General features: G+C 33.3%; 15 protein-coding genes and 1 tRNA gene. 10 read left to right on the top strand and 6 right to left on the bottom strand.

Annotated elements, in window-relative coordinates:
* The first annotated feature begins 180 nt into the window (after positions 1–180).
* The gene (locus QMG60_RS08775) at positions 181–1,926 is read left to right on the top strand and encodes an ABC transporter ATP-binding protein (protein WP_057117097.1); all 1,746 of its coding nucleotides are present in this window, start codon (positions 181–183) and stop codon (positions 1,924–1,926) included.
* Positions 1,927–2,358: 432 nt separating this feature from the next.
* Here the strand turns inward: QMG60_RS08775 and alaS are convergent, their stop codons facing one another.
* Entirely contained in the window at positions 2,359–4,995 is a 2,637-nt protein-coding gene (alaS, locus tag QMG60_RS08770) for an alanine--tRNA ligase (RefSeq protein WP_281867508.1), read from the bottom strand.
* Positions 4,996–5,275: 280 nt separating this feature from the next.
* On the opposite strand from alaS, the gene QMG60_RS08765 reads away from it, so the two are divergent.
* The 8 genes from QMG60_RS08765 to QMG60_RS08730 all read left to right on the top strand — a co-directional run bounded on the left by QMG60_RS08765 (position 5,276) and on the right by QMG60_RS08730 (position 12,823).
* Positions 5,276–6,253 carry a M23 family metallopeptidase gene (locus QMG60_RS08765; protein WP_057117100.1) on the top strand — a complete coding sequence of 326 codons (978 nt, stop codon included), beginning with the start codon at positions 5,276–5,278 and terminating at the stop codon, positions 6,251–6,253.
* Between the two features lie 48 nt (positions 6,254–6,301).
* Positions 6,302–6,634: a MerR family transcriptional regulator gene (locus QMG60_RS08760; protein WP_057117101.1), complete on the top strand. Its 333-nt coding sequence runs from the start codon at positions 6,302–6,304 to the stop codon at positions 6,632–6,634.
* A gap of 34 nt (positions 6,635–6,668) precedes the next feature.
* Entirely contained in the window at positions 6,669–7,253 is a 585-nt protein-coding gene (locus QMG60_RS08755; protein WP_057117102.1) for a LemA family protein, read from the top strand.
* Between the two features lie 70 nt (positions 7,254–7,323).
* Entirely contained in the window at positions 7,324–7,761 is a 438-nt protein-coding gene (locus tag QMG60_RS08750) for a TPM domain-containing protein (RefSeq protein ID WP_281867507.1), read from the top strand.
* A gap of 3 nt (positions 7,762–7,764) precedes the next feature.
* Positions 7,765–8,604 (top strand): TPM domain-containing protein, encoded by an 840-nt coding sequence (locus tag QMG60_RS08745; protein ID WP_134139542.1) that lies wholly within the window; start codon positions 7,765–7,767, stop codon positions 8,602–8,604.
* Between the two features lie 104 nt (positions 8,605–8,708).
* Positions 8,709–9,122 (top strand): Rrf2 family transcriptional regulator, encoded by a 414-nt coding sequence (locus tag QMG60_RS08740; RefSeq protein ID WP_281867506.1) that lies wholly within the window; start codon positions 8,709–8,711, stop codon positions 9,120–9,122.
* 250 nt (positions 9,123–9,372) lie between these two features.
* Positions 9,373–11,919, top strand: a complete 2,547-nt coding sequence (locus QMG60_RS08735; protein ID WP_057117105.1) for a TonB-dependent receptor — start codon at positions 9,373–9,375, stop codon at positions 11,917–11,919.
* Between the two features lie 166 nt (positions 11,920–12,085).
* On the top strand, positions 12,086–12,823 hold the full coding sequence (locus tag QMG60_RS08730; RefSeq protein ID WP_281867505.1) for a DUF2490 domain-containing protein: 738 nt from the start codon (positions 12,086–12,088) through the stop codon (positions 12,821–12,823).
* A gap of 127 nt (positions 12,824–12,950) precedes the next feature.
* Here the strand turns inward: QMG60_RS08730 and QMG60_RS08725 are convergent, their stop codons facing one another.
* The 3 genes from QMG60_RS08725 to era form a co-directional block, all read right to left on the bottom strand.
* Positions 12,951–15,704, bottom strand: a complete 2,754-nt coding sequence (locus QMG60_RS08725) for an outer membrane beta-barrel protein (protein ID WP_281867504.1) — start codon at positions 15,702–15,704, stop codon at positions 12,951–12,953.
* A 154-nt stretch (positions 15,705–15,858) separates the two neighbouring features.
* On the bottom strand, positions 15,859–17,169 hold the full coding sequence (gene der / locus QMG60_RS08720) for a ribosome biogenesis GTPase Der (protein WP_281867503.1): 1,311 nt from the start codon (positions 17,167–17,169) through the stop codon (positions 15,859–15,861).
* Positions 17,170–17,443: 274 nt separating this feature from the next.
* Positions 17,444–18,325 carry a GTPase Era gene (era, locus tag QMG60_RS08715; RefSeq protein WP_281867502.1) on the bottom strand — a complete coding sequence of 294 codons (882 nt, stop codon included), beginning with the start codon at positions 18,323–18,325 and terminating at the stop codon, positions 17,444–17,446.
* A gap of 116 nt (positions 18,326–18,441) precedes the next feature.
* Between era and QMG60_RS08710 the strand changes: the two genes are divergently transcribed.
* Positions 18,442–18,514 (top strand) — tRNA-Met (locus QMG60_RS08710).
* A gap of 158 nt (positions 18,515–18,672) precedes the next feature.
* Here QMG60_RS08710 and QMG60_RS08705 read toward each other — a convergent pair.
* Both QMG60_RS08705 and QMG60_RS08700 read right to left on the bottom strand, forming a co-directional pair.
* Positions 18,673–19,098, bottom strand: coding sequence for a hypothetical protein (locus QMG60_RS08705; RefSeq protein ID WP_281867501.1), 426 nt, complete (start codon positions 19,096–19,098; stop codon positions 18,673–18,675).
* A gap of 21 nt (positions 19,099–19,119) precedes the next feature.
* Positions 19,120–19,911, bottom strand: coding sequence for a hypothetical protein (locus QMG60_RS08700; RefSeq protein WP_281867500.1), 792 nt, complete (start codon positions 19,909–19,911; stop codon positions 19,120–19,122).
* Positions 19,912–20,006 lie beyond the last annotated feature (95 nt).

The raw sequence follows: 20,006 nt of genomic DNA, 5'->3' as shown, positions 1-20,006 counted from the left end.
AAAAATAAAAATTTAATCATAAAGAAAAAAAGGTGTAAATAGTTAGCTTTTTTCCTGTATTTTTAAACATAGAGGCTAAAAATGGGGTTTAAAAAAAATTTACATTTTTAATAACAGAAATCAACTATACATCCCCAAACAATTCCTTATTTTTGCATCTTCCACTTTTTAAAATCTTATATGAAATTATTATATACTTACATCATCAAACATAAAATGCTTTTATTTTTTGCTTTGATCATGGCTTCTATCAACATTTGTTTCAGTTTATCAGACTCAATAATTACAGGAAAACTAATGCAGGATTGCGGAGTTGGTTTACACAAATACGCAGGAAATCCAACTGGTTTCATCAAATCTTTATCTTTCTGGCTTGGTCTTTCGCTTGGAGCCGCTATGATTTCCAGAATTACCAAAAATTTTCAGGATTACTTTACTAATGTCGTGATCCAGAGAACTGGAGCTCAAATGTATACAGACGGAATTAAAAAATCTTTAGATCTGCCTTATGCTGAATTTGAAGATCAGCGAAGCGGTGAAACTTTGAGTAAATTAACCAAAGTACGTTCTGATTCTGAAAAATTGATTACTCTTTCTATTTCATTGATCTTTCAGACTATAATAGGATTCATATTTGTAATCGTTTATGTTGCTCGAATTGACTTTAGAATTTCTATTATCTTTTTAATTACAGCTCCAATTATTGCTTTGGTAAGTTCTTATTTAGGTAAAAAAATTAAAATTGTTTCTAAAAAAATCGTTAATCAAACGAACGCTTTGGCAGGATCAACAACTGAAAGTTTAAGAAACATTGAATTGGTAAAAAGTCTTGGTTTGACTTATCAAGAAGAGAAACGTCTAAACTTAAACACTTTTAAAATTCTACAGTTAGAATTGGAGAAAATTCGATTTATTAGAAGTTTGAGTTTCATTCAAGGAACAACAGTTCACTTTTTAAGAACTTGTGTTGTTTTTACTTTGTATTATTTCTTATTTGGAGGAAAAATTATTGTTGGTGATTTATTAACGATGGTATTTTTTACTTTCTTTATTTTCGGTCCGCTTCAAGAACTTGGAAACTTCATTATTGCATTGAACGAAACCAAAGTTTCAATGGAAAATTTCAAAGTCTTATTAAGCGCTCCAAAAGAATTCCGTCCAAAAACTCCAAAACATGTTGGTGCAATTCAATCCTTATTATTTTCGAATGTAAGCTTTCAGCATAAAACGGCCAAATTTAAAGCGGTTGAAAATATCAATTTTGAAATTAAACAAGGGCAAACTGTAGCATTTGTGGGTCCGTCTGGTTCCGGAAAAACAACTTTGGTAAAATTATTAGTTGGATTATATACACCTGCTGAAGGTCAAATTTTGTATAACGATATTGATTCAACCGATATTGATTTACTCGATCTAAGAAAACAGTTAGGTTTTGTAACTCAAGATGCCCAATTATTCTCTGGAACAATTCGCGAGAATTTATTATTTGTTAAGCCAAACGCAACCGATGAAGATTTATATGATGCACTAAAAAGAGCAAGCTGTGACAAACTTTTGAGACGTGCCGAAGATGGTTTAAACACGACAATTGGAGAAGGCGGCATCAAAGTTTCGGGTGGAGAAAAACAACGTTTATCTATTGCCAGAGCTATTCTTAGAAATCCAAATCTATTAATTTTTGACGAAGCAACTTCTGCCTTGGATTCTATTACTGAAGAAGAAATTAACGCCACAATCAGAAATATATCTGACAAAAATAGAATTACTGTTTTAATCGCACACCGTTTATCTACTGTAATGCATGCTGATAGGATTTTTGTTTTGGAACAAGGTAAAATCATCGAGCAAGGTAAACATGATGATTTAATTGTTGAAAAAGGATTGTATTATGCCATGTGGCGTCAGCAGATTGGGGAAAGAAAGTAATTTTTTGAGGTTCTAAGTTGCTGAGATACTAAGGTTCTAAGTTTTTTGAATAGCGTCCAGCTTTAGCTGGATGAAAAAATTAAATAAAAGAGAGAGGCTTTAGCCAAAACTATTACGTTTGGCTAAAGCCCTTTTCTTTTAACCTACTATTGAGCTGGTTTTTTATTAAAATATCGATTAAACGCTCTATTTGTCATTTCGACCAAGGAGAAATCTTCGCAAGTAATTCCGCAACAAGAATCAAATCTTTGTCGAGCTTCTCGCGAAGATTTCTCTCCCGAAGCCTCGGGATCGAAATGACATAAAATGAGAAAAATAAGTACTATAAACACAAAACCCGACAGATTTTAAAAATCTGTCGGGTTTAATTATCTATAATTCCAAAATCTCAGAACCTTAGTAACTTAGTCCCGAGGCTTCGGGATAGCACCTTTATTTAACAAACTCACTTGCCTTAGCCAAAGCCTCTGCAATTCCATTTGCATTTTTACCTTTTCCAGATGCGAAGAAAGGCTGTCCTCCTCCGTTTCCTTCAATATATTTACCTAATTCTTTGATTACTGCGTTTGCATTTAAGCTTTTGCTTGCAACCAATTCTTTAGAAATATAGCAATGAATATTTGGCAATCCATCTTCAACAGAAGCTAAAAATACGAATGAATCTGGTTTTGAACTTCCCAATGCTGAAGCTAAATCTTTTGTAGAAGCCATGCTCAAATCTACTTGCTTAGCTAGGAAATTTATACCGTTAACTTCTTGGAAATCTTTCTCTAATTTAGATTTTAATGCTCCTACTTTTTCTTTTAATAACTGCTCAACTTGTTTTTTCAATTTCGCATTATCATCTTGTAAAGAAGAAACTGACTTTAAAATATCCTGTGGATTTTTTAAAGTTTCTTTTATTTCAGATAATGTATTTTCCTGATTTTGATAGAAGTCTTTTACTGCATCACCTGTAATTGCTTCAATACGACGAATTCCAGCTGCAACAGCACCTTCAGAAATGATTTTGAAATGCCAGATTTCGGCAGTGTTTTTCACGTGAATTCCACCACAAAGTTCTTTACTTTCACCAAATTCAATCATACGAACATTATCGCCGTATTTCTCACCAAATAAAGCCATTGCACCTTTATCCAATGCTTCTTTAATCGGTATATTTCTGTGTTCTACCAATTGCAATTGTGCTTCAATTTGTGCATTTACACTTGCTTCAACCTGACGTAATTCTTCATCAGAAACTTTGCTGAAATGAGAAAAGTCAAAACGTAAATAATTTGGATTTACCAACGATCCTTTTTGCTCTACATGTGTTCCTAAAATACTTCTCAAAGCTAAATGCATTAAATGCGTAGCCGAGTGATTTTTTGAAGTTGATGTTCTTAAATCAGTATTTACTTTTGCCACAAAACCTGCTTCTACATTTTCTGGAAGCTGTTTTGCAAAATGCAAAATCAAATTATTTTCTTTTTTAGTATCGATGATTTCGATCGTTTCATTTGCAGAAACCAGAGTTCCTTTATCACCAACTTGTCCTCCTCCTTCTGGATAAAAAGGTGTATTATCTAAAACGATTTGGTACAAAACACCATCTTTTTTAGAATCAACTTTACGAATTCTTGTAATTTTTACTTCGTTTTCTGTTTTATCATAACCCACAAATGTTTCTACATTTCCAGGAATTAAAACCTTCCAGTCTTCTGTAGAAACTTCAGAAGCCGCACGAGAACGTGTTTTTTGTTTTTGTAATTCAACTTCAAATTCTTCTTCCTTATATGAGAAACCTTTTTCTTTTAGAATAAGAGCTGTCAAATCTTTTGGAAAACCAAACGTATCATACAATTCAAAAACCTTAGCACCAGAAACTTCTTTTCCTGTAGTTTCTGCTACTACATTTTCTAACAATTGTAATCCTTGATCTAAAGTTCTTAAGAAAGAAGCTTCTTCTTCGCGAATTACATTCGTAACCAATTGCTGCTGCGATTTGATTTCTGGGAAAAATTCTCCCATTTGGTTTGCCAGAACTTCTACCAATTTATTGATAAAAGGTTCTTTTGTACCTAAAAATGTAAATCCGTAACGAATAGCACGACGCAAAATTCTACGGATTACATAACCTGCTCCTGTGTTTGATGGCAATTGTCCATCAGCAATTGCAAAAGCAACCGCACGAACGTGATCGACAACTACACGAATCGCAATATTTGTTTTATTTTGTTCTTCTGAGATGTTTTTAACCTCATCAGATGTATATTTCAAACCTGTAATCTGCTCAACTTTTTCGATAAGCGGTGTAAAAACATCCGTATCATAATTTGATGTTTTACCTTGCAAAGCCATACACAAACGCTCAAATCCCATTCCCGTATCAACGTGCTGTGCAGGAAGTTTTTCAAGAGATCCGTCAGCTTTACGGTTGAATTCCATGAATACATTATTCCAGATTTCAACTACTTGCGGGTGATCGTTATTAACTAAACTTTTTCCTGACACCAATGCTTTTTCAGATTCTGGACGTAAATCAACGTGAATTTCAGAACAAGGTCCACATGGTCCCTGATCGCCCATTTCCCAGAAATTATCTTTTTTATTTCCAAGAATAATTCTATCCTCGTCAATTAATGTTTTCCAGATATCCCAAGCTTCTTGATCAAAAGGAACATTGTCTTCTTTACTTCCTTCAAAAACAGAAACATAAAGATTTTCTTTAGGAATTTTATAAACTTCAGTCAAAAGCTGCCATGCCCAATTGATTGCTTCTTTTTTGAAATAGTCCCCAAAAGACCAGTTTCCAAGCATCTCAAACATAGTATGGTGATAAGTATCAAAACCTACATCTTCCAAATCATTATGTTTTCCTGACACACGAAGACATTTTTGCGTATCGGCTATTCTTTTACTTTTTGGAGTTCCATTCCCTAAGAAAAATTCTTTAAACTGGGCCATTCCCGAGTTATTGAACATTAAGGTTGGATCATCTTTAAGAACGATAGGAGCCGATGGAACGATTAAGTGTCCATTGCTTTTAAAAAAGTCTAAAAATTGTTTACGTACGTCTTGTGATTTCATATTTAAATTAGAAAATGTATCTGTTTACAAATGTGTCAATTGATAATTAATGAATTAGCTAATTTGTCAATTTGAAAATGTGATAATAATATGATTTTTAATTAAAAAACTTTAAGTTAGCAACAATAAAATTATTAATTCATACATTATCTAATTATCTAATTGCCCCAATTATCTAATTAAATTTGTTCTTGTAAAAAAGCGGTCAGTAACTGAAACATTTATGTGTTTTGTTCGTCTAACTTATTTTACGAGCTGCAAAAATAGCGTATTTTAAAATATGGCGAAAGTAAAATATTATTACGACTCAGAAAATCTGGCTTATACGAAAATAAAAACCAGAAAAAGAATTAAAATCGGTTACGCATTACTGTTTTTATTGGCTTCGGCACTGTTTGGTTTTTTAGTTTTTGTTCTTTTAATTAATACTCCCTATTTTGAAACTCCAAAAGATCGTTTACAGGCACGTGAAATTGAAAATTTAAAATTACAGTATTCGATTTTGAATAAAAAACTAGACGAAATTGACGAAGCTGCAGACGCATTAGAAGAACGAGACAATAATATTTATAGAGTTTATTTTAATAAAGCTGAAATTCCAGATTCTATTAGAAAAGCAGGTTTTAGAAATCCTGAAAGATACAAAGCTTTAGAAGGTTATAATAATTCGCAGTTGGTTACAAACACCACTAAAAGAGTAGATAAACTTTCTAAACAATTGGCAATTCAATCTCAATCTTTGGACGAAATATTGAAATTAGCGGGTGCAAAAGAAAATTTATTATTAGCAATTCCAGCGATTCAGCCCGTTCAAAATGAAAATTTGAAACGTGTTGCTTCTGGTTTTGGATATAGAATTGATCCTTTCACGAAAGTGCGAAAAATGCATAACGGAATGGATTTTACTGCCAACACTGGAGCACCAGTTTATGCCACTGGTGATGGCGTTGTAGCAAGAGCTGACAACACAGCGTCGGGCTTTGGAAACCATGTTGTAATCAGGCACGGTTTTGGATATGAGAGTTTGTATGCACATTTGAGCAAATACAACTGCAGACCCGGACAACATGTCAAACGCGGCGATGTTATTGGTTATGTTGGAAGCACAGGAAGATCTGAAGGGCCTCATTGTCATTACGAGGTTCATAAAGATGGAAAAGTGGTAAATCCATTAAATTTTTACTACGGAAATATATCTGCGGCAGAATATGTAGCAATTTCGCAAATGGCCAACCAAGAAAATCAATCATTAGATTAATATCACGAAAAAATAGTATTTTTGGAATAAAATAGAAAAAAACGAATCATGCATATTGAACTTTCTAAAGATAAAAGATATTATAGTATTGGCGAAGTTGCCAAGGCTTTTAATGTCAATGCTTCTTTGATACGATTTTGGGACAGTGAATTTGATATCCTGAAACCTAAAAAAAATGCAAAAGGAAACAGAATGTTCACTCCAGACGATGTTACAAATCTTCAGTTAATTTATCACTTGGTCAAAGAAAGAGGTTTTACTCTTGAGGGCGCCAAAATACATTTAAAAGAGGGACAGAAGAAAACATTAGATAAATTCGAAATAATACGTAAATTAGAGTCGATAAAAACGCAATTGAACGACATAAAAAACGAATTGTAATTAAAAATAGATATAAACATAAATCAAAACAAACATGAAAAAGTGGTTAATCCCTGTAGGAATTATTGTAGCACTTATTGCTATTATCGCATTTTGGTCGATTGGTATTAAAAATACTGCTTTACAACACAGTCAAGCCGTAAATAAAGAATGGGGAAATGTTCAAACGGCTTACCAAAGACGTAATGATCTTATCGGGAACTTAGTAAACACTGTAAAAGGTGCCGCTGATTTTGAAAAAGGAACTTTAACAGCAGTAATCGAAGCTCGTGCAAAAGCTACTTCAGTAACAATTGATCCAAGTAATGTAACTGCTGAGCAATTAAAAGAATTTAATCAAGCTCAAAGCGGTGTAAGTTCATCATTATCAAGATTATTGGTTTCTGTTGAGCAATATCCAACTTTAAAAGCAAACGAAAATTTCTTAAAATTACAAGACGAATTAGCAAGTACTGAGAACCAGATTTTAACTGCTAGAACTCGTTTTAATGAAGCTGTACAAGTTTACAACGGTTATGTTTTAAAAATTCCAAACAACTGGTTCTTGAGCGAATACAAAGAAAAACCTTATTTCGAAGCTTCTACGGGAGCAGACAAACCTGTTGAAGTAAAATTCTAAAAGATTAGAATAATATAAAATCTATCCCGTCCCGAGGTTTCGGGATCGGGACTAAACTCTAAAATTAGTCATGTCAAAAGTAGAAGATTTTTTAACCAAAGAAGAAGAACAAGAGATTGTTGAAGCTATTCGTATGGCAGAAAACAATACTTCTGGCGAAATTAGGGTACATATAGAAAAAACAACTTCTAAAGCTCATTTTGACAGAGCTTTAGAAGTTTTTCATGAATTGCGAATGGATGAAACGAAATTGAAAAATGGCGTTCTACTCTATCTTGCAGTTGAAGATAAAAACTTCGTAATCTGCGGCGACAAAGGAATTAATGATGTAGTAGCTGATGATTTTTGGGATTGCACCAAAGATGTTATGACAAGCCATTTTAAATCTGGAAATTTTAAGCAGGGAATTGTCGATGGTATTTTAAGTGCCGGAGAACAACTCAAAAAATATTTTCCATCTTTGGAAGATGACACAAACGAATTATCTAACGAAATCTCAAAAGGATAAATGATGAAAAATTCCAAAAATAAAATCTCAAATTCCAATAGAATTTTTCAGTTTACTCTTTTGTTTATATCGTTTTTAACCTGTAATATCATTTTTGCACAATTTGAAATTCCGGAAAAACCTAGTTTTCAAACTTCTGTTTACGATTATGCCAATGTTTTAAGTTCTACTGAAAAAGCGCAGTTAGAAGAAAAACTTATTCGCTATTCTGATTCTACGACAACACAGATTGTAGTGATTACAATTGAAAGCTTAAAAGGCGAAGATGTAAGTCAGCTGGCAACAAAATGGGGACAAACTTGGGGAATTGGAGGAACAAAGCAGGACGATAATGGTGTTGTAATTCTATTAGCTAAAAATGAAAAAAAGATAGCTATTAATCCAGGATACGGACTTGAAGATCGTTTAACAGCAGGAATTGGCGGTACAATAATTCGAAATATCATTATACCAGAATTTAAGGCCGGAAGCTTTTACAATGGTCTTGATAAAGGTACTGATGCAATCATAGATGTTTTTAAAGGAAAATTTAAAGGCGAACGCAAACAAACCAAAGGCAAAGATTTTCCAATTTTTCCTTTTATTGTTATCGTCGTAATTGTACTAATTTTACTTGCCCGCAATAAAAAAGGCGGCGGAGGTAATTCTGGCAATAATGGCGGTGGAGGTCCTAGCCTGCTTGACGTAATTATTCTAAGCAATCTTGGAAGAAGCGGCGGCGGAGGATTTGGAGGCTTCGGCGGCGGATCATCTGGTGGTGGTTTTGGCGGCGGAGGCGGAGGTTTCGGCGGTGGATTTGGCGGTGGAGGTTTCTCTGGCGGTGGTTCTAGCGGTGGCTGGTAAACTTACTTTGTTTCAAGTTTTTTTGGTTTCTCCCGAAGTCTCGGGATCAAGTTTAGGTTTCAAGGTTAAAAAATCTTATTTTTACAATTTACAATTTAATATAGATGTTATCACATAAAGCAAAATACGCCCTTAAAGCATTACTTTATTTAGCAGAACAAGACGAAAATCACATTTCTAGAACTGTAGAAATTGCTGATGGCGCCAATATTCCTAAAAAGTTTTTAGAACAAATTTTATTAGATTTAAAACGAGGACATTTTGTGAGCAGTAAGCAGGGAAAATTTGGCGGATATTATCTAATAAAATCAAAAAATGACATCACTCTGGCAGAAATTCACCGATTATTTGACGGTGCAATTGCACTTTTGCCATGTGCTTCTTTAAATTTTTACGAGCCTTGTTCTGATTGTAAAACCGAGTCTGAATGCAGTCTGCGTCACGGTTTAATGCTAATTAGAGACAAAACTTTAAAGGCTATGGAAGGTATCACAATCGCTTCATTGGTAAATAAATAAAAAAATATTTTTTAATTCCTAGTAAATCGATAGAATTAATATTTATATTTGCAGAAAATAATTAACTAATCATTTACTAAATTTTAACTCATGAAAGTACATTCTAGTCAATCAGGTGTAACAAAACTTTTGCAAAACAAACCAAAAAGACTTTCAGCCTCTACTGAGAGCAATTCATTTATAATGTGTATGTGTTGATTTAAAAAAATTTTATTTTAAATTCTACTAATCACATATACTTAATATAAAAATGAAAACATCTATAAAAAATATCTTTACATTATTATTATTTTTAACCTTCTCTATTTCATTTGCACAAAACATTGAAGGTGTAGTTACGACAAGTGAAAACATTCCTTTAGAAGCGGTAAACGTGGTAATTAAAGGAACTACTCATAGCGCTATAACAGACAACAGCGGTAAATTTATCATTGACTCACAAGGCAGATTACCATTGACTCTTTTGATTCAATATGTTGGATATAAAACAACTGAAATTGAATTAAGTGCCATTCCAGCAAATCCAATTCAGGTTGCTCTTAAAGAAGAAAACGAACTTGTTGAAGTTGTAGTTTCTTCAAGACGTCGTATCGAAAAAGTTCAAGATGTGCCAATTGCGATTTCTGTAATTACAGGAAAACAAGCAGAACAAACTGGGGCATTTAACGTGAACCGTATTAAAGAATTGGTTCCTTCTGTTCAGCTTTACTCTTCAAACCCGAGAAATACGGGTATCAACATTAGAAGTTTAGGTTCTCCATTCGGATTGACAAATGATGGTATTGATCCAGGTGTTGGTTTCTATGTTGATGGTGTTTATTATGCACGTCCGGCCGCTACAACACTTGATTTTATCGATGTGGAACAAATTGAAGTTTTACGCGGACCACAAGGTTCATTATTTGGAAAAAACACAACTTCGGGGGCTTTCAATATTACAACTCGTAAACCAAGTTTTACTTCTGGCGCTGACTTTGAAGTGAGTTACGGAAATTACAATTTCTTACAGGCGAAAGCTTCTCTTACTGGAGCTTTGGGTAAAAAAGTCGCAGGTAGAATATCTTTTTCTGGTACGCAACGAGATGGTCTAGTTGATAACATTGTAACTGGAAGACCTACAAATACTTTAAACAATCAAGGAATTAGAGGTCAATTACTTTGGACTCCAACAGTAAATACGAATGTCATATTTGCTGCCGATATTACAACACAACGTCCTGACGGATATGCTCAGGTTGTTGCAGGTGTAGCTCCAACGCAAAGAGCAGCATACCGCCAATTTGATGCTATTATTAAAGATTTGAATTACCAATTGCCAAGTCTTAATGCTTTTGATCGTAAAATTGATCAAGATACACCTTGGCGCTCTAATCAAGATATGGGAGGTTTCTCTTTAAATATTGATACAAAAATTGGAGGCGGAACTCTTACTTCAACAACTGCATGGCGTTTTTGGAACTGGGACCCTTCAAATGATAGAGACTTTACAGGATTACAAGTTTTGGCAAAATCTCAAAATCCTACAAGACAAACTCAAATTACACAGGAAGTTCGTTACGCAGGACAGTTAACTTCTAAAATCAGCGGTGTTGCTGGAGTATTCTTTATTGACCAAACTTCGCAAACTGATGGTACTGAAGAATCTGGAAATGCACAATGGAGATTTGCTCAAAGTTCAACTAGTTCTTTATGGAAAACCCCAGGTCTTTTTGAAGGATATGGAATTAAAACCGATGCCAATATTAGAGCTTCTAGTGCAGCTGTATTTGGCCAAATTGACTGGGCTATTACTGATTTTCTTCATGTCTTACCAGGTTTACGTTATAACTTTGATAAAAAAGATGCTCATTATGCCCGTACAACTTATGGAGGTTTACAAACAACAGATCCTGCTTTACTTGCTTTGAAAAAACAAGTGTATTCTGATCAGGCATTTGATTCTGCTATTGACAATACCGATTTTTCTGGAAACATAACAGTTACTTTAAAAGCTTCAGACAAAATTAATGCGTACGGAACTTTTGCAAAAAGTTACAAACCAGTAGGCGTAAACGTTGCTGGACTTCCAACTGATTCTAAAGGTAATCCGTTATTAGAACTTGCGGTTATTAAACCTGAAAAAGTATATCATTATGAAGTTGGAGTAAAAACTTCACCTTTCAGAAATTCCATTTTCAATCTAGCATTCTTTAAAACAGATATTAAAGATTTCCAAACAAACGTTCAGGCTGCAGAATTAGGTGTTAATCGTGGATACCTTGCAAATGCTGACAAAGTACGCGTACAAGGTGTTGAATTAGATGCTAGTTTTGTTATAAATCAGCATTTAACTATTAATGGTGCTGCCACTTATACAGATGGTACGTATGTAAAATTTACAAATGCGCCTCTTCCGTTAGAAGAAACTGGAGCTCCAGTATCTTTTAAAGATGTTTCTGGCACTAATTTGCCAGGTGCTTCAAGATGGGCAGGATCTTTAGGAGGTGAACTTTCTGACAATGCAAGATTCTTCGGAAATGCTGGAAAAATTTTCCTAGCTGTTGATTCTTACGCTCGTTCTGAATTTTCTTCAAGCCCTTCGGCTTCAAAATATTTAGTTGTTCCAGGATATGCGATTTTCAATGCCCGTTTAGGTTTCCGTGCCGGACAAGGTTTATCTGTTCACTTTTGGGGACGCAACCTTTTAAATAAAGATTACTACGAGCAATTATTACCGGCCGGTGGTAACGCTGGACAATATGCTGGAGTATTAGGTGATCAAAGAACTTATGGGGTTACATTGAAGTACTCACTATAAGGTTAGAGTTAATTAGTTTAGTATTAAAACCGAGATCTATTTAAAAATATATCTCGGTTTTTTTATTGTACGAGATTGAAATCACAAATTACTATTTAAAGCAAATTTTATTCTTCTTCAATCAATCTTCGTTTGTATATATTCGCAGCCTGAATTTATATGTTGAATGAAGATTTTCAAATTAATATGTCTTTTAGGCTTTTTAAGTCCCATTTTATCGGCACAAAATATAAAGAAAACAGATCAGCAGACACTGACTTGGATTCGTTATTACAACATATTTCCTTTAAGCGAAAAATGGGCGATTCATTCTGAATTTGACAATAGAAGTTTTGTAAATCCAATTCATGAAAATCTTTTTGTTATAAGATCTCAGGCTCGTTATCGTGCGAGTAAGATTATGGACTTCGGAGGCGGATTTGCCTATTTTAATGTGAATACTCAAAACCCAAATGTTGATCCTGATTATTCTGTTCCCGAATATCGCGCACAACAAGATTTAACTTTTATAAATGATATTGCTAAAATCACCTTTCATAATCGTTTTCAAATAGAAGAACGTTTTATTCAAAAAACAGACAAAAATAAACTTTTAAACGAATTCTCATTTGCGTACAGATTTCGTTATCGCCTGCAAAGTACTTTTACGATTTGGGAAAAAGAACAACGAAGCATAAAAGGAACTATTTCAGATGAAGTTATGCTGAATTACGGCAAAGACAATAGAAAGAATACCTTTGATCAAAACCGGTTGTATATTGCATTAAGGTATCATTTCACGCCAAATCTGGGTTTAGAATTAGGATATCTCAAAAATTTTCAAAGACGCTCCAGTGGTATCGATTTCTATGACCGTGATATTATTAGGTTTACAGTTTACCATAGAATTAATCGTAGATTTTAGATCTAAAAAAACCGAATCAAATTAAAAATTTGATTCGGTTTTTTACTTTGAGCCTTTGTCCCTCTGAACCTCAGCAACTCAAAACTTAGTGCCTCAGAACCTCAGCCTCTTAGAACCTCAACAAAAATTATGACCCTCTCTGTCTTTTTCCTCCTTTTTTACTTTCGGCGAAGTTTCCGATTTTGTAGGCCAGAGAAAACATTACATAACGTTTTAAAACTGTATTTTCTTCATCACGAATGGATGTTGAAGAAATTGTTCTTGTTGCACTTTGATTTTGATTTAAAACATCATATACTTTAACTTTTGCATATAATTTTTTGTCTAAGAAACCATATGACAAACTCGTATTCCAAAGAAAGAAATCCTTTTTGAAGTCATCTGAAATATTTGAATTGTAAGTATATCCGAAATCATTTCCAAAAATTAGATTTGCCGGCCAATACGATGTTGTCTGCAGATTAATTCTATGAATAACATTTGATGTCGCATCTCTTGAATAATTTTCATATCGAGTTTCGTTATATGATAAACTGTAAGATGGCGCAATCGAAAGTACATCACCATAATCGTAAGATGCATAAACACTTGGCGTTACTACAATAGATTTTGCATTATATAATTGTGCATTTGTAAATCCTTTATCAAAATTATAATTTCCGCTTAAACGCAATCCGTATCTTAAAGTATGAGCATCTTTTTTAATTTGCTGATTCCAGTTTCCTCCAATAGAAGCTGAATAAGTTCCTGAAATATTCACGTACGTTGTATTTCTTTTTCCACTTTCATCATAAATTGAAGTTGAAACAACATCGTTATTATAATAATCTCCTTTTATAAAAACACTGTAGCCAGAACGCGTTCTAAAATCAAAATTCTTAAAATCGATTCCTGCACTGTTTTTCTCAATCGGATTTAAGTCTGGATTTCCAATTACACTATTTAACGGATTGTTTAAATTCGCTACAGGCATTAATTGGACTGCAGATGGAAGTGCATTTGAATAATCATATTTGAAAGTCAAATTCTTTGAACGATTGAATTTATATCGAAATTGAGCATTCCCATACGGAAGCGCATATCTTTTATTCAAATCTGTTGCTTGATTAAGGTAAAAAGAATGATTATCAAATTCAACTATTGAGGTTCTTGAATTTACATTCAGGCTAAATTTACTTTTCTGCCAGCTGATCCCAACCTTTGGGGTAATTGAATTTTGCTTAGATGTGGTATAATTCGTCAATGATAAATTTAAATCTGAATATTGATCTGTATTTTCATCAAAATTGAATGTTTTTTGATCATTTACAGAATTCTGCCAGTTAAAATCGGTTCCAAAACGTACTCTAAGCGAATCTGTTATCGGCTCTGTATATTCTAGATCCAAAGCATAATTATCACTTTTAGAGGTATTCTTTGCATTTTGATTTCTTTCATCATTTGGTTTTCCATCTTGGTAAAAAATAGTTTCAGAAACGTTGATACCGTTTGAATCGTTTTTAATGTTATTGTTATTAAAAACTACACTAAGGTTTCGAGATTTTTTTTGAAAAACTTTATTAAAATTAATACTATTGGCAAAATTCAAATTTGAACCTTCCGTATGCGATGTGGCGCTACTTTCGTTCAAAGAATCTTCATTTTCGTTTTCAGAAAAAGTCGATGAAGATGAATTACTTGTCGATTTCGATTGATTTAATTTTGGAGCAAAAACGATCTGCATTGTTGGATCGATTTTATATTCTAATTCAAAATTGACATTATTTCCAGTATTTTCATTTTTAGTTTTAGAATCTGCTTCGGTCACAATATTTCCAGTTGGCAGGAAACTTATTTGATTTGATTTACTATCATTTTTAGTAATGGAATTGGTGAAATTATAACTGCTCATAAACTCCAAATCGTTTGTCCAGTCATCAGAATAATTAATTCCAGCCAAAGTAGATTGCGTAATTCCTTTTCCGCCCCCGCCAGCGCCTTGACTACCTCCTTTTGCGTTACGTCCGCCACCCATATTATCAAAAACCTCATCCATAGAAAATCCGGTTGAGTTGATATTATTTGAGGAAGCTAAAACGCTGATTTTTTGTTTATTCTTAAAAAAGTTCATCATTAAACTGCTTTCATAGCGCTCGTCTGATCCATATCCGCCAAGTACTTTTCCAAAATACCCTTTATTTTTCTTTTCGTCAATGGTAATATTTACAGTCGAATAGTCTGAGCTAGATTCCTGCTTAGCGAGTTCTTCTTTCTTGGTTTTAAAATCAGAAACCTGAATTTTTTTAATAATATCAGCTGGAAGGTTTTTAATTGCAATGGCTCCGTCTTTGTCAAAAAACGTTTTTCCGTTTACTAAAAACTGAGTGACTTCTCGCCCATTTACCGTAATTTTTCCTGTATTATCTACATCAAATCCTGGTAATTGTTTCAGTAAAGTTTCTACATTCGCATCTGGACGAACCTTATAAGAGCCTGCGTTAAATTCTAAAGTATCTTTTTTAATTGTAATTGGCGGCGCTTCGCTTTTAATTACTACTTCGTTTAAGACATTTGCATTTTCAAGCATGTATAACTTTCCGAAATCTTTACTTTCTGTAAGTCCTTTTTGTTCTTCGTAATATGCTTGATAACCAGTATAATTCACTTTTAAAAAAACTGGTTTTTCATACTTTTTAGTATTAATAATAAAATTTCCGTTTTTATCTGTTGTAGCATATTCGATAATAGTAGAATCTTTTACGGTAGTAAAATAAACGGTAGCAAGTTCAAGCGGCAATTGCGTGTTGATATCAACAACAGTTCCTTTAACAACAATATTATTTTGGGCATTTGCCGAGTAAACAAAAGCTAAAAACAATAGAAATGAATAAATTTTGGTCATAAATTAGGTTAGTTAGATCAGTAAGACTTAAAAAAATGCAAAAGGTTTAATTGTGTTTTTTACATTTATTCAAATATAGTGCCAATAAAAAATCAGTTTTGTAATTATATAGACACCAAACATAAAAAAGTCCCCTATTTTTGGGGACTTTTTTTTATTTTTCTCTGATATAAATATCGATTGGGACTCCAGAAAAATCCCATTTCTCTCTAATTTTATTTTCCAAATATCGTTTATATGGTTCTTTAACATATTGCGGCATATTAGCAAAAAATACAAACTGAGGTGTTTGAGTTGGTAATTGCATACAATATTTAATTTTCACATATTTTCCTTTTGTCGCCGGCGGCGGATAAGCTTCAATAACTTTCAACATAAATTCGTTGAATTTTGAAGTAGGAATTCTTTGTTTTCTATTTTCAAAAACCTGAACCGTAGCTTCCAATGCTTTTAATAAACGCTGCTTTGTTAAAGCAGAAACGAATAAAATAGGCACATCTGTAAAAGGCATTAATTCTTTTTTGATTTTCTCTTCGTAATCACGAGTAGACATGGTATCTTTCTCTACCAAGTCCCATTTGTTTACCAAGATTACCACACCTTTACGGTTTTTCTCTGCAAGCCAAAAAATACTCTGATCCTGACCTTCAAATCCGCGGGTTGCATCGATAACTAATATACAAATATCTGCATGCTCAATTGCACGAACTGAACGCATTACAGAATAAAACTCTAAATCTTCTTTAACCTTTGCTTTACGACGGATTCCCGCAGTATCTACTAAGTTAAACTCAAAACCAAAACGGTCAAATTTGGTATCAATTGCATCACGAGTTGTACCTGCAATATCTGTTACCATGAAACGTTCTTTACCAATTAATGCATTAATAAAACTTGATTTACCTGCATTTGGGCGACCTACAACAGCAAAACGTGGTAAAACCACTTCTTCTTGAGGCTGCTCTGGCTTTTCTGGGAAAGCATCGATTAGAGCATCTAATAAATCTCCAGTTCCGCTTCCAGAAATACTGGCGAAAGTAAAATATTCACCCAGACCTAGGTTATAAAACTCAACTGCATCTTTTTCACGCATAGCGTTATCAACCTTATTTACAGCCAATAAAACTGGTTTTGTTACTTTACGCAGTAATTTAGCAACCGTTTCATCCATTGGTGTAATACCTTCTTCAACATCAACCACAAAAATAATAACATCTGCTTCGTCGATAGCAAGCTCTACTTGTTTACGGATTTCACCTTCAAATACGTCATCAGATCCGCGAACGTATCCACCTGTATCAATGACAGAAAACTCTTTTCCGTTCCACTCGCTTTTACCATAGTTTCTATCACGGGTAACCCCAGATACTGAATCTACAATAGCTTCTCTTCTTTGTATCAGCCTATTAAAAAGGGTCGATTTCCCTACATTAGGTCTTCCTACTATCGCAACAATGTTATTCATTTTTTTGAATTTTAGATTTCAGATTTAAAATTTCAGATTTCGTTTTTGACTAAACCACAATAAATTATAAACCAAAAATGCCTTATTTAAATTTTTTGCAAAGGTAGTCTTTTTTAGTTTGCAGTCACAGTTTTAAGTATTCAGTTAAAAAACTGGTAAAAACGTGACCTCTAAATTAAAAACTGACTACTTTTTTTGGAGTTGTTTCCTGCTATATTTAATTCGCATTCACAAATTTCAGACTGAGACTGTAAACTGCGACCGAATACTCTTTTTACTGATTATACCCAAATCGTTTCAGCATATTCGCGTTGCTTCTCCAGTTTTTATTCACTTTTACATATAGTTCGATGTGAATTTGTTTTCCGAAGAATTTTTCTAAATCCGCACGTGCATCGGTTCCTACCTTTTTAAGGGCTGCTCCTTTATGTCCTATGATGATTCCTTTTTGCGTATCGCGTTCTACCATAATTACCGAACGAATTCTGATAATTTTTTCATCTTCAAAAAATTCTTCTGTAACGATTTCAACTGCATACGGAATCTCTTTACTGTAATTCAATAAGATTTTCTCACGAATGGTTTCATTAACAAAGAAACGTTCTGGCTTATCTGTTAATTGATCTTTAGGATAATAAGCTGGTGATTCTGGAAGTAATTCGATAATTCTTCCGAAAACTTCTGGAACATTGAAATTCTGCAAAGCAGAAATCGGGAAAATTTCTGCATTTGGTACTTTCTCTTTCCAAAAAGTAACCTGCTGCTCTAATTGTTCCTGATTAGAATTATCGATTTTATTTAACAGTAATAAAACTGGAATTTTAGCGTGAATAATTTTCTTGAAAAAATCTTCATCTTTTAAATCCTGCTCTCCTATTTCTACCATGTAAACTAAAATATCAGCATCTTCAAAAGCCGATTTTACAAAGTTCATCATAGATTCCTGCATTTCGTACGCCGGCTTAATGATCCCAGGAGTATCAGACAATACCAATTGAAAGTCTTCACCGTTTACAATTCCTAATATTCTATGACGTGTAGTTTGTGCTTTAGATGTAATGATTGACAATCGCTCTCCGACGAAAGCGTTCATCAATGTTGATTTTCCAACATTTGGATTCCCGATGATGTTTACAAAACCTGCTTTATGTGACATTTGCATAATATTTAAGGTGCAAAGGTAGTCATATCAACTCAATACAGAAAATAAAACATTTTTTAAAGTTTTCGTTGGATTTCTAAAAAATCGGCGTATCTTTGCACCCGAAACATCGCGGGATAGAGCAGTAGGCAGCTCGTCGGGCTCATAACCCGAAGGTCACAGGTTCGAGTCCTGTTCCCGCTACTACTTTAAAGCAAAAGCCTGAGAAATCTAGATTTCTCAGGCTTTTTTTGTGTTTCGAAAAATACTGTTTTATATTTTTTTTATATTTGTTGCAATTCGTGAACAATTATTTCAAAGCCAGTTGGGTACTATTATTCTAGAGACAACTAAGACGATTTTTATCCAAAAATCACAATTGAAATATTAACTTTAATATAATAAGTCTTATCATCACTTTCCCTTATTAAAATAATTTTATAATTTTTCATAAAATCCATTAGTCCTTTTATATCTAATGATATTTTCCCTTGATTTATAAAAAATTTTGAATTCCTTATAAAATACTTTAAATCTAAGACCTCCATAGGCTTTAAATCAAATAAAATTTCAGCTTCTTGAAAACAAAATTCGGTGTGTCCATTTCTGTCTTTAATAAAAAAAGTTTTAGGAATATTCTTGTTTTCAAATAGATAGAAATTATCTATTTTAAAATACAGCGTATCTCTTTTTTCTTTTACCTGAGCTTGTACATTACCTAAAAAAAATAAACATATAATAATTGTACATCCTGTAAAAAGAGAGCTTTTAAATTTCGACATCATCATTCAAATCAAATTAAGTTTGAACTATTTACTACAAAGACTAACTTGTGTTAGCTTCTTAGCTACATTATTAAACGTTGCATTTATTGATGCTTTTTTTTCAGGAGTCAAATTGTCCCAAGCCACCACATCCACCTCTTTCAATCCATTCCAAACCATTGCTTCATACAGTTCATCATTAGGCTCTTCCCCGTAAAAATTTACATATTTATCAAAATCCTCTCGCAAAACATTTTTGTGAAAATCTTTTAGAGCCTCTTTCATACTACTCATATACTGGTTAGCCATAGCACTATGATATTGCTCACCCGCATATCTTGAATAAACCTCTCTAAAATTGGCCGCCTCTATATCATTAATATCTGTTGTAAGTAACTTTCTCAACATATCAGCGTGTATATATTCATGTAAAATTAATCTAGCTGCTTCAGAACTTATAGATTCAACTTTAGAACTACTAATTAATATTTGCAAATCATTACTACCAACAGTATAAGTGGTCTTTCCATTTATTTCTTCGTTGTCACTATTAAAAACTTTATCAGCCGAACCAATGACAATGTTAAATTTCGCATTACCTTCAAAATTACTTAATAATTTTTCAATAAAAGAATTTCCATTCTGATTTAGTAAATTAATTATACATTTTGCCTTACCAGTAAGATTATCAATAATTTGTGGTTTAGCCGGAGTACTTGTTCCAGGATTTGAACCAGTGCCGCCCCCGCTGCCATAGCTTGGAGGAATGTCTTCTTCTCCTGTTAGTCCTCCACCTTCACAATACAACAATTGAATCGGATGAAAACCATCTTCCATTAAACCTATTGACTAAATCCACTAAAGTAGCTATTAGAGCTCATAATTTTTATTCGTCAATTAAAGAATTCTTTTATTTATTCATTTTACTGATT

Origin of the sequence: Flavobacterium sp. GSB-24 (genome assembly GCF_027924665.1) — a bacterium.
Classification (GTDB): Bacteria; Bacteroidota; Bacteroidia; order Flavobacteriales; family Flavobacteriaceae; genus Flavobacterium.
Note: the sequence above shows the minus strand (reverse complement) of the source record. Positions and strands in the feature narration are given on the sequence as shown.